This is a genomic window from Paenibacillus sp. FSL R7-0128 (assembly GCF_038002245.1).
GTDB classification, from domain to species: Bacteria; Bacillota; Bacilli; order Paenibacillales; family Paenibacillaceae; genus Paenibacillus_AQ; species Paenibacillus_AQ silagei.
In genome coordinates, this window is the sequence record NZ_JBBOCD010000001.1 from 6,179,123 (window position 1) to 6,191,026 (window position 11,904).

Sequence of the window (11,904 nt, forward strand, 5' to 3'; positions counted from 1 at the left end):
TATCTACCAGAGACTTACATCTGCCCGGCGCGCGATTTTGTTGGCTGTCACCAGCAGAAGGACACTGATTACCGCTTTGAACAGCCCTACCGCTGTCGCATAAGAGAATCTGGCATTTAATATCCCGACGCGGTACACATAGGTGTCGATCACATCGGAGTAGGGCCTGAGGATTGGATTGGTTGCAAGCAGCAGAATATCCTCGAAGCCCGCACTGAGCAGACCGCCGATGGCAAGAATCATAAAGATGACGATAATGGGGGTAATGCTGGGGAGTGTAATCAGGTGAATTTGCTTAAAGCGGCTTGCTCCGTCTATAGATGCAGCCTCGTACAGGGTCGGATCAATGCCGGCAATCGCCGCCAGATAGACAATACTTCCGAATCCGACCTCCTTCCAGACATTTACACTTACCAGAATAGACCAGAAGTATTTCGGTACTGCAAGGAAGTTAACCGGCTCCTGGACCAGATTGAACCGTTCCAGCAGATAGTTCACCGTTCCGTTATCAACGGACAACAGCGAAAATACGAAACCGGATACAATAACCCAGGACAGGAAATAAGGTAGGTAGCTGACGGTCTGGATCACGCGTTTGAAGCCCATATGCCCGACTTCATTCAGCATCAGGGCAAGCAGTATCGGGGCAGGAAACGAGATAATCAATTTTAACAGGCTAATCACAAGGGTGTTGCGCATCACATTCCAGAACTCCGGCGCCTCGAAGAACATTCTGAATTGCATCCATCCCACCCAGGGGCTATTCATCATACCGCCGAAAATATCGTATTGCTGGAACGCCATAACCACGCCATACATCGGAATGTAACTGAAAATGAATACAAAGATAATTCCCGGCCAAACCATAGACTGCAAATCCAATTGACTGTTAAACTGCTTCCACCTGCTCGGTTTCCCGGCCGTATTCATCCGCTTGACCTCCTCTGGACGATTCTATTGAAATAACGGCAAAAACGGTTTGTTCTTCTCCAGCATTTCATCCAGCAGCTGTTCCGCTACGGTAACCGAAGGTATGAGCGGATGATGAACCATCGCCTGCAGGGCCACATCCCGGTCTCCGTGTACAGCCGCCTCAACGGTAAGGCTCTCGTATTGCTTGACGGCAGCCAGCAGACCTCTGACAGACTGGGGCACCTTGCGCAGCGGAATCGGCAGCGGCCCCTGCTTGGTGACTATACAATTCACCTCAATCGAGGCATCGTCCGGCAGGAAATCAATAATTCCGTTATTCCTTACATTCAGCGTCTGGATATCGCGCGAATCATTATGAATGGAACGCATCAGCAGCACTGCCGCCTCCGAGTAATAGGCTCCGCCGCGCTGTTCCAGCTGCCCCGGCTTCTCCTTCAGCTCAACGTTCCGGTACAGCTCAAACAGCTCCTCCTCCACCTTCTTCACGACTTCAGCGCGTGATCCGGCCGTTGCTGCGGCTTCCTTCTGTTCCGCCAGCATCGCATCCGTCATATAGTAATAGCTCAAGTAATAGGAAGGGATAGCTTTCAGACTGTTCAGAAACCGGTGGTCCCAGGAATCAAACGGCACATTGCTTGCCTTATAGCTCTCGGGGTAATCAATAAGCTCCTGCAGCTTGCTCTTCCCGTCAATCACGACATCGGATACCCAGTGCAGATGGTTGATGCCGACAAACTCCGCATAGATCTTCTCTATGGGAAGTCCGAAGAACCCGGAGAGCCACTTTTGAAACCCGATTGGCGAGTTACACAGGCCTACGCTTTTAACCGATGAATATTTGTGAACTGCTTCAGTCACCATCCCGGCCGGATTCGTAAAATTCAGCAGCCAGGCATCCGGAGCCAGCTCCTCGATATCCCTGCAAATATCCAGAATGACCGGGATAGTCCGCAGGCCCTTCATCATGCCTCCGGGACCCGTCGTCTCCTGACCGATGACACCGTATCGAAGCGGAATCAATTCGTCCCACTTGCGTGCTTCCAGCATCCCTACCCGGATCTGCGTGCAGACGAAGTCCGCTCCGGCAATAGCCTCCCGGCGATCAAGCGTCTCTGCAACGGCAATCGGCAGTCCGGATTCAGCAATCATGCGCTTGCTCAGTTCCGTAATCGTATGTAACTTCTCTCTTCCTTCTTCAATATCCACCAGCCATATTTCGCGGACAGGAAGCTCCTGGTGGTGCAGGATGATCCCTTCAATTAATTCAGGCGTATACGACGACCCCGCTCCGATAACAACCAGCTTCAAGGTTTCCCCCATGATAATTGCTCCTCCTTACCCTGTGATAGATGATCAAGAACCTCCTGATTCACATGCAACCCGCTACTTTCCATTGCCAGAACGACCGACCCTACAACCGGCTCCCGGGTTAAAATCCTTAATGTGCCGTACGGAGCCGCCTGCTTCACTCTTCGCTCAATGGCCCGGCGGATGATACCCGGGCGGTCTCCCTTGGTCAGCAGGCTGCCTGCAAGCACGATGTCGAAGGACTCCTCCTCCATGGCCAACCGGCGGACAGCCGAGGCAGCCGCCAGACCCAGCTCATCCCCTTGCTTGACCAGCAGCCCGGTGGCCACCGGGTCCCCTTCCTCTGCCGCCTGAAACAGCAGCTCCGCAATTTGGGGAGGCAGGTCTCTGAAATGATCGAGGTAATCCTCTCTTAGCTGCGGGACATTGGAATAGCCCAGCAACTGAGTTAAGCGTTCGCTTAGGACCGTCTTCTGTTCTCTTCCGTCATCCGCCCTGAGGACGCTGCGGAAGACCTCCATACTTAAGTCATAGCCGCCGCCGAAATCCCCGAACCGGTATCCGAATCCGCCGCATTGATAAGTAGCACCCGCCGGATTCTTGCCGCTGCAGTTCACGCCCGATCCGCAAATCAGCACGATCCCGTAATTCTTCTCTGTACCTGAACGCAACGCATTCCAGGTATCACAGGAAAACTCCGTCCGGGGAAGGCCGAGGCGGCCGATGATAGGCCGTAAAATCCTAAAATCAGCCTCTCTGTCCGCTCCCGCCAATCCGAACCAGGAATAATCCAGTTGCTCCCTGGTCAGCCCGGATGCTGTAATGGCTTCCGATACAGCCTGTTGCAAGCTGTTCTCCGCCTGCTCACGGTTCAGCTGATGATTTCCGTTCCCCCCCTTGCCTGCACCGAGAAGCTTCCCCTGTTCATCTGCAATCATTGCGTAGGTCTTACTGCCCCCTGCATCCACTCCCAAAAAATACTTCACAGATCATTCACTCCTAAATTTCAAGTTAATCGAACAGAAGCGGTAGATTCACGGATGAGAAGCTGAGGAGCAAGCTTCGTTACCGCAGGGGGCATCACCTCCCCATTGATCAGCTTCAGCAGTAAGTCAACGCCGATATTGCCCATCTGCGCCTCTGGCTGTCTGACCGTTGTGAGCCGCGGGTAGAATTCACCGACGAACTGCTGATCATCAAAGCCGACCACGGAGATATCCTGAGGCACCAGAATCCCCTCCTCACGCAGGGCTTGAACAACCCCGAGGGCAATAAAGTCGTCTCCCGAAAAAATGGCTGTCGGCAGCTTATCCTCGCGGACCCATCTCTTCGCCACCTCATAACCGCTGCTTACCGTAAAGCCGCAATATTCCGTGCCAAAGGGCGTTAGTCCCGCTTCATCCAGCGCCTGGACATAACCCCGTTTGCGCTCCGTTACACTCAGGAACTCCGAAGGGCCGCCGATATAGGCGATCTGGGTGTGTCCAAGACTAATCAGGTGTCTTGTCGCTTCATACCCGCCCTGATAGTTATCAACGACGACACTCGGAACATCCTCATGCTCGAACTGGTTATCCAGCAGGACAACAGGGATGTTCTTTCGCTTCAGCTCCTCCACATATTCCTTCTCCTCCAGCGGAGACAGCAGGATAATCCCGTCCACGCGGTCCTTCTGGAACAGGAAGTTCACGCCATCATCATCGTTCTCGGCTATGGACAGGGCCAGAAAGTACCCCTGCTCTGCCAGCTTCCGGTTCACCACGCGGATCACACGGTCATAGAAAGAGTCATTAAAGTTGGTAATCGACATCCCGATGACTCCGGTCTTGCCGCGCACAAGGCTCCGTGCTGCTGAATTAGGCTGATAATTTAATTCCTCTATCGCTCTCAGCACTTTCTGGCGGTTGCCTTCACGTACAGAGGGGGAATTGTTAAGTACTCTGGATACGGTCACTACAGAGAGCCCCGACTTCTTGGCTACATCATGAATATTCATCTAAGTATCTATGCCTCCACACTTAAAAGTTTAAACGATTTAACTTTCAAAGAAATAAAAAAGATTTACTCAGCACACCATAACTTACAGCCTGACTGAAAAATCGGACATTGTGCGTCAGCTTTGCATTTATTAAAAGTATCAAAACCTTCCCTAAAGTTTAAAGGTTTATACTTTACACTGATTTTACAACCAATTCCCCCAGCCGTCAATCCATAAAATGCAGCCGGACTTGACTTAATATTTCGGGAGGTTGGATCGCCGGGACTAGTAAGAGCAAAAAAAATCTCATCCCGAAGGATAAGAGAAAGCTTAATGATGCGCAAGCTGAAGCAGAGCCGCTATGATATACTAAACATATGATAAACCAAGTGAGGTGAAGCCAATGAAGTGGGGAGAGATTACAGAATTGCACCCAAGCCGCTTTGTACTGGTGGAAGCAATTAAAGCAAGCTCAAGTAACCGCATGCGTCATTTAGAAGATATGGCAGTCATACAAGATTACGATAACCCGCAAGAAGCGTGGAGCGGCTATAAAAAGCTGCATAAACTTCATCCAAACCGTGAACTGTATGTATTCCATACAAGCAGAAATGATGTTGAGGTTGTGGAAGAGTTTTTCTCAGGAGTAAGGCAACCGATATGAAGTTACACCTCCTCCATGGCCTGCCTATTATTTCTTTGACACTAACTCACCAAGGTAAATCCATTTCTCTTAGGAATCTTTTATTTGATACTGGCTGTGCTGCAACCGTCTTTGATTCCGATATACTTGCTGTAATAGGTATCGATATTGATTTTATTAACGGAAGAGCCAAGCGAATGTATGGAGTAGGAGGAACGAGCGAAATTTGTTATAAGCAGCAGATTCCCGACTTTTGCATTGAAGGTATCGATTTGAGTGATTTTCCCATACAGCTTGGTTCGATTCAAGAGCCTTACGGCTTTGATGGAATTATTGGCATTGATTTTATGATGAGCGCCAAATGCAAGGTGAATTTTGAAACCATGACCATCGAACTTGATAAATAAACCAAGCGATGCCCCATCAGAGGTCAGCAAGCGCTTGGTTTATTTTTGCCCGCAACAAAAAACCTCCCCTCATCCCGAAGGATAAGAGAAGGCTTAAACGCATCACCTCTGAAGCATGGCAGCTATATTTTCAGCTCCCCAAGCTTGATCAGCTCGACAACCGCTTGCGAACGGCCTTTTACGTTTAATTTTTGCATTACGTTTGAGATGTGGTTGCGGACGGTTTTTTCGCTGATGAATAACAGTCCGGCAATATCCCGTGTAGTTTTGTCCTGCACAAGAAGCTCGAATACTTCGCGTTCACGATGCGTCAGCAAAAATTTGCTATGATGTTCGTTGCCCTTCAATGGTGTCACCCCTCCTTGCCCTGGGTTTGTTTGGTATAACAAGGTAAAGGGATACAGTCAAAACATACTATGTGGAGGGGCAGTTAATGGTGCTGTCGCAGCATTAAATTGGGCGGGGGCAGGCGCGGAGCATGGACAAACCCGGTACTACTGACCGGAATGCACACAAAAAACGGCTGCTGCTCCTTAGTCATTAAGGCGGCATCCGTCGGGCAATGTCTATAGAAACCACGCTGCTAAAAGGTTGCTCAGGCAAAAAATATTGCTGAACATCCTTCCTGCCCGCAGCGTGAAATGGCTAACGTTACCGGTCCGTCACGCCCTTGCGGTCACGCCGGTTTCTCCGGTAAGGCTTGTTGCACCCCCAGTGTAAAGTATGAAATGGATTCCATAGCAAGCTTTTTATCGGCCGAAAAGCTGTTCATTTCTATGTTAGAATAATGACATACCAGTCTCACACAGGAGGCGCAGACGAACGTGGCTAATATTAAAGAAATCGCCCGGATGGCCGGAGTGTCTGTAACGACCGTCTCACGGGTGCTCAATAATCATCCGTATGTCAGCAAGGACAAAAGAGCCGCTGTATTGCAAACAATTGAGCAGCTCGACTATACCCGCAATATGAACGCCGTTCATCTGATTACCGGACGTACCGGTGCGGTGGCGGTGATTCTGCCGTATATTCATGCTTTTTATTTCTCGATTATTATGAATGGCCTTGCCCACGAGGCGCTGCTCTCGCAATACCGGCTGATTCTGTGCCAGAGCAATTACCTGGAGGAAGAAGAAATCAAAGTGCTGGAGATGCTGCGCCATAAAGAGATTGACGGTGTTGTTATTGTATCTACTGCGCTGAAACCGGACATCATCGAGGAGTACACGGCCTACGGTCCGGTCGTCACCTGCCAGGACAGCGGAGAGCGGCGCTATTCCTCTGTCTATATTGAGCATTATGCGGCTTTCAAGGAAGGGCTGGAGTACTTGACCAGCAAAGGTTACCGCTCCATCGGGTATTGTGAAGGAAGGAGTAACGGCAGCAGCGCCGTGATCCGGCAGGCTGCTTACCGCGAATTCATTGCTGAGCATAAGCTGGCTTTTGAAGAGGAATGGATGATCTATGACTGTATAACGGAGGAAGACGGCGCAGCCGCTGCACAGTCCCTGCTGAAGATGCCACAGCGGCCGGAAGCCATAATTATTACTGGAGACCATGTCGCCGCCGGGCTGATTATTGAAGCGCGCAGAGCCGGCCTCAGCATCCCTGGGGACCTCGCAGTTATGGGCTTCGATAACCAGCCGATCGGACGGCTGCTTCAGATTACCACCATGGACAACCACCTGTATGAGATGGGGGCCGCCGCCTTCCGCATTATCCATGAGCAGATTCACTCGGAGCGCCCCGAGCCGGTCTACCGCAAGCTGGACTACCGGATTATTGAGCGGGCTACGGTGTAGAATCCGATCAGCCGGAAATTTATATATACGAACTGCGTCTTCCGCCTGCCGGGAGGCGTATTTTTGCATTTTATTTGTGCGGATCAGTATGAATATGATAATTATCACATTTTTATTGACAGCCAATAGGGGGAGATTTATGATAAGTCCATTATTGATAACGATTATCATTTTCATAAATGAAAAGGGGTATCCATACAGATGAAAATAGGCTATGCAGTACCCGCAGGTTTGCTTGCGGCTTCCCTCCTGTTTGCCGGCTGTGCAGGCAAGGACAACAGTAATAACGATGGCAACAACGGCAACAGTGGTAACAACTCAGGGAATAATGCTGCAGCCCAGGCAGGCAGCGGGGCAGAAAGTGTAGCGAAGGCCGGAGGTGAGACGAATGCAGATTTCACCACTGCCATCGATGAATACCGCAAATACGTCATTGAACAATGCGATGCGTTCGTTAAGCAGACCGAGGGCTTCACGGATGCTGTCAAGGCGGGCAAGCTGGATGAAGCCAAGGTGCTGTATGCTCCGGCACGCATGCATTATGAGCGGATCGAGCCGATCGCTGAAGCGCTTGGGGATCTGGACCCGAACATTGATGCCCGTGAGAATGATGTAGATGCTGCGGACTGGCGCGGCTTCCATAAGATTGAACAGGCTCTCTGGCAGAACAATACAACGGAGGGCATGACGGATGTCGCGGACCGCCTGCTGAAGGATGCGCAGCTGCTGCGCGCCAAGGTGGAGACGGCCGGAATCGATGCCAATCTGCTCGTTACCGGGGCTGTTGAGCTGCTGAATGAGGTCTCCTCCTCCAAAGTAACGGGGGAAGAGGAGCGTTATTCCCATACGGATTTGTATGATTTTGTGGCGAATGTGGAGGGGGCCCAGAAGATCTATGAGCTGCTGAAGCCGGAGCTGGCCAAAAAAGACCCGGCCCTTGAGCAAACCATCGGCGAGCGGTTCACCGCCTTAATGAATGAGCTGGCGCCGTTCAAATCGGGGGAGGGCTACGTCTCTTACGAAACGCTCAAACCGGAGGAGGTCCGCAGGTTAAGCCAGAACCTCGACGCCTTGGCTGAGCCGCTATCCAATATGGGAACGATTCTGGGAGTGTGACGATATGAACAAGAAAGATAAGAATTCCCGGAATAAGGCTGACGCGGATCACGGGATTCCTGCGCCGGAGACCAAACTGTTCAACACCAAATTCAGCCGCCGCGATATGCTGCGGCTGACCGGTGCCTCGGGTCTCGGGCTGCTGCTCGGCGGAGGCGGTGTGGGCGGTATTATGGCGGCACGCCAGGCAGCGGGAAGGGCAGTCCCGGCCGCTGCAGCCTCCGGGCAGAATGAAGAGCAGGCGGATACGATCCCCTTCTACGGCAAGCATCAGGCGGGGATTCTTACCCCTGCGCAGAATTTTCTGTGCTTCGCTTCATTTGATGTGACGACTACCAAGGTCAGTGATCTGAAAAAACTGCTGGAGGACTGGACTGCCGCCGCTGCTGCCCTGACCTCGGGTACGATGATCGGCACGGCGAACGACAAGCCCAATCTCCCGCCTACTGACACCGGCGAGGCGGACGGCCTCACCCCTTCCAAGTGCACGCTTACCTTCGGGGCAGGTCCGGCCCTGTTCGACAGCCGGTTCGGGCTGGCCGGAAAGCGCCCCGCTTCCTTCACTGAGCTTCCGTCCTTCCCAGGAGACAGCCTAGAGCCGCAGTGGTGCGGCGGCGATCTCTGTGTCCAGTCCTGTGCGGACGATATGCAGGTGGCATTCCATGCTATCCGCAATCTGGCCCGCATCGCCCGGGGCACGGCGGTGCTGCGCTGGACACAGGAAGGCTTCCAGCGCAGCGGCAGCGCCGATCCGTCAGGCGGCACCCCGCGTAATCTGCTTGGCTTCAAGGACGGCACGGGGAATCCGGACGTCACCGATGAGACGCAGATGCGAAATATCGTCTGGAGCAGCAGCGCCGATGGCCCGGCCTGGATGAACGGGGGCACGTATCTTGCGGTGCGACGCGTACGGTTCCGTATTGAGGTCTGGGACCGCTCCTCGCTGAGCGATCAGGAAGCCACCTTCGGGCGGCACCGGCAGAGCGGTGCACCGATTGGAGCCGGAGATGAATTCGCCGAGCTGAATCTGGCAGCAGCCGATGCCAGCGGCAAGCCCGTCATTCCGCCGGATTCCCATTCCGCCCTCGCTCATGGGGACGGCTCGGTCAAGATTCTGCGCCGCTCCTACTCCTATTCCAGCGGCATGGATCTCAAGACCGGACAGCTTGATGCCGGTCTGGTGTTCATCAGCTTCCAAAAGGATCTGATGAAGCAGTTCGTCAGCATCCAGCAGCGCCTTGCGAAGAATGACCGGCTGAATGAATACATGGTTCACACCGGCAGCGCCGTCTTCGCCTGCTTCCCGGGTGTACGGGAAGGCGGATATATCGGGGAGCTGCTGCTCGAGGGATGAAATGCCTAGGCTGTGACCGGTGACGCTGAGGAAGCAGGAGCTATGGGGATTGCGAGGCCGAAAGCGCAGCGGCGATTCGGGGACCGGAGAGGACGGAAAGGTAGCTGATCGTTACGGACTGAGAGGCCTTTATTTTCTCTTTTCGAGCATATTCAGCTACTCCAACGGACTGCACGGCGCTTATTTCCGCTACAGCGGGCGTTTTCCTCCCAATTATTTGTACATAAGCTCCACTGAGTCCGTTTAACTTGCAGAAACGTTAATATTACTAAAATAGGCGCAGCTGAGTCCGTTGCAATTGACCCCTCCTCGCTAAACTTGAAGGGAATGATCCCGATGATGATCACGGTTACACATAGTCCATGGCGGCCGATCAGGGCAGTGCTGCTGCTCCTCTGCCTGCTTGTGCTGCTCCCCGGCGCGCCGGCTTCTGCGTCAGGCGCGCCGGCTTCTGCGTCAGGCGCGCCGCTGGATGAGCTGCTGCCGCCTGTAGGCAGCGCACTGGTCGAGGCCGGCCAGAGCCGCTGGGAGGCGGCGGCGGCCGATGTTGAATCGTTCGCGGCGCTGTGGCGCAGCGCGAACGAGAGCAAGCCGGACCCGGCACTCGCCGGTCCGGCTGCTGAGGTGGACGCCGCGCTGGACGCCGCGGCGGAAGCCTTGGCGGGCGGCGGCGGAGCGCCCGCCAAGGCGGCCCTGTCCACGCTCGCCCGCAGCGTGGACGCGTTCGTCACCGCCGCCGCAGGCGAAGGCGGCGGTGACACGGGCGCCGCCGGACGCGCAGCGGCGGCGAAGCTGCTGCCCGCGGCGGAGCGCACGCGGGATGCGGCGCGCAGCGCCGACTGGGCCGCGGCGGCGGAAGCCTACCGCGCCGTGGTGAACGGCTGGACGCCAGTGGAACGCGGCATCCGGGCGGACAATCCCGCCGTCTACGGCTTGCTGGAGACGAAGATGAGCCTGCTGCGCATTGCGCTGCAGGCAGAGCCGGTCCGTGGAGAGGCCGCGCAGGCGGAAGCGGAAGCGCTGGTGACGCTGCTGTCCGGCTACAGCGAAGGCAAGGCCGTCGATACCGGTGGCGCGCCAGCGGAGCCGGCTTCCATTGAAGGGCTGATCAGCTATCTGAAGCAAGCTTCCGCCTCTGCCCAGACCGGCGACAGCACAGCAGCCGCAGATATAATGGAACAGTTCATCGCTGCCTGGCCTTCGGCCGAAGGCCAGGTCCAGCTGGCCTCACCCAAGGTCTATGCCAGCGTCGAGAACAAGAGCACCGCCGTCACCGGTTATCTGCTCTCCAGTCCTCCGAAGCTGGACCAAGCGCTATCGCTTATGGACACAATGCTCTCTGAGCTGACGCCGCTGGCCGGGGAACAGACTTATACCGCATGGGATGCGGCACTCATTCTGCTGCGCGAGGGGCTGGAGGCGATTCTTGTACTCGCCGCCCTGCTTGCCTATCTGCGCCGTGAAGCAGTACCGGCGGCCCGCCGCTGGGTCTGGTCCGGCGCGGCAGCGGGTCTGGCTGCAAGTATCGGCCTCGCCGTATTGCTGACCTATTCCCTCTCCCAAGCCGCCTCCGGTGGCGCACGCGAGCTGATCGAAGGCATCACCGGCCTCGTCGCTGTGGTCATGATGCTCACCGTCGGCCGCTGGCTGCATGGGAAATCCAGCACGGCAGCCTGGAATAAATATGTGGACCGCCAGATGCAGGGCGCTCTGGCCAAAGGAAATCTATGGTACCTGTTCTTCATCGCTGCGCTGGCCATTTTGCGCGAAGGGGCCGAGACTACGATTTTCTACGCAGGAATGGCACCGGCCATTGATACCTCTCAACTGCTGCTCGGGATTGGCAGTGCCCTTGTGGTCCTGATTATCCTCGGCTATGCCATGATTGCACTGAGCGCCAGATTGCCGGTTGCCGCCTTCTTCCGCGCTGCTACAGTGCTGATCTACTATCTGGTGTTCCGCTTCCTCGGTGAGAGCCTTCACGCCTTGCAGATCGCCGGCAAGCTGCCCGCCCATAACGGGCACAGGCTGCCTTCCATCGGCTGGCTTGGCATGTATCCGACCTGGGAGACCACCATCCCGCAGCTGCTTGTCCTCGTCTTCATCCTCTGGGAGCTGCTGCGCAGCAGACGGACTGCAAATAGGACAAAGGCTGCAAACGGGATCACGAAGTAAACATTTTTACTATAAAGAGCTGCAATCTGTGCGTGTGCTCCTCAAACACGCAGATTGCAGCTTTTTGTATCTCCTTCCATATGAGTTAGCCGTATTCCCATCCGCCAATGCATTAAGCAAAGATGAATTAGTGGAAAAACGTCACTTACTAAAAGAGTAGGATCCTTTTTAAGGATGATAGATGGAAA

The 11,904-nt window shown here is 54.4% G+C and carries 11 protein-coding genes; 6 read left to right on the forward strand and 5 right to left on the reverse strand.

Going from position 1 to position 11,904, the window contains the following annotated elements; translation table 11 throughout:
• Positions 1-3: 3 nt before the first annotated feature.
• From NST26_RS26065 to NST26_RS26080, 4 genes are read right to left on the reverse strand one after another with little or no spacing between them, the layout of a single operon-like run.
• A complete protein-coding gene (locus NST26_RS26065; protein ID WP_340980181.1) occupies positions 4-930 on the reverse strand; it encodes an ABC transporter permease in 927 nt (308 codons plus the stop codon).
• Positions 931-954: 24 nt separating this feature from the next.
• Positions 955-2,253, reverse strand: a complete 1,299-nt coding sequence (locus tag NST26_RS26070) for a 6-phospho-beta-glucosidase (protein WP_340980182.1) — start codon at positions 2,251-2,253, stop codon at positions 955-957.
• Complete coding sequence (locus NST26_RS26075; protein WP_340980183.1) at positions 2,238-3,227, reverse strand: N-acetylglucosamine kinase; 990 nt, start codon at positions 3,225-3,227, stop codon at positions 2,238-2,240. The genes NST26_RS26070 and NST26_RS26075 overlap by 16 nt, the downstream gene beginning before the upstream one ends.
• A 20-nt stretch (positions 3,228-3,247) precedes the next feature.
• A complete protein-coding gene (locus NST26_RS26080; RefSeq protein ID WP_036723514.1) occupies positions 3,248-4,237 on the reverse strand; it encodes a LacI family DNA-binding transcriptional regulator in 990 nt (329 codons plus the stop codon).
• Positions 4,238-4,622: 385 nt separating this feature from the next.
• Between NST26_RS26080 and NST26_RS26085 the strand changes: the two genes are divergently transcribed.
• Together NST26_RS26085 and NST26_RS26090 are read left to right on the forward strand one after the other, a co-directional pair.
• Positions 4,623-4,883, forward strand: a complete 261-nt coding sequence (locus tag NST26_RS26085; RefSeq protein WP_339250786.1) for a hypothetical protein — start codon at positions 4,623-4,625, stop codon at positions 4,881-4,883.
• The gene (locus NST26_RS26090; RefSeq protein WP_340950494.1) at positions 4,880-5,269 is read left to right on the forward strand and encodes a hypothetical protein; all 390 of its coding nucleotides are present in this window, start codon (positions 4,880-4,882) and stop codon (positions 5,267-5,269) included. Before NST26_RS26085 ends, NST26_RS26090 begins: the two co-directional genes overlap by 4 nt.
• A 122-nt stretch (positions 5,270-5,391) precedes the next feature.
• Here NST26_RS26090 and NST26_RS26095 read toward each other — a convergent pair whose 3' ends face one another.
• Positions 5,392-5,616, reverse strand: coding sequence for a helix-turn-helix domain-containing protein (locus NST26_RS26095; protein WP_019908812.1), 225 nt, complete (start codon positions 5,614-5,616; stop codon positions 5,392-5,394).
• A gap of 477 nt (positions 5,617-6,093) precedes the next feature.
• On the opposite strand from NST26_RS26095, the gene NST26_RS26100 reads away from it, so the two are divergent.
• From NST26_RS26100 to NST26_RS26115, 4 genes are all read left to right on the forward strand, one after another.
• Positions 6,094-7,071, forward strand: coding sequence for a LacI family DNA-binding transcriptional regulator (locus tag NST26_RS26100; protein ID WP_340980184.1), 978 nt, complete (start codon positions 6,094-6,096; stop codon positions 7,069-7,071).
• A 201-nt stretch (positions 7,072-7,272) separates the two neighbouring features.
• Complete coding sequence (gene efeO / locus NST26_RS26105; protein ID WP_340950490.1) at positions 7,273-8,187, forward strand: iron uptake system protein EfeO; 915 nt, start codon at positions 7,273-7,275, stop codon at positions 8,185-8,187.
• 4 nt (positions 8,188-8,191) lie between these two features.
• Positions 8,192-9,541, forward strand: a complete 1,350-nt coding sequence (gene efeB, locus NST26_RS26110) for an iron uptake transporter deferrochelatase/peroxidase subunit (RefSeq protein WP_340980186.1) — start codon at positions 8,192-8,194, stop codon at positions 9,539-9,541.
• Between the two features lie 336 nt (positions 9,542-9,877).
• Positions 9,878-11,716, forward strand: a complete 1,839-nt coding sequence (locus tag NST26_RS26115) for an FTR1 family iron permease (RefSeq protein ID WP_340950485.1) — start codon at positions 9,878-9,880, stop codon at positions 11,714-11,716.
• Positions 11,717-11,904 lie beyond the last annotated feature (188 nt).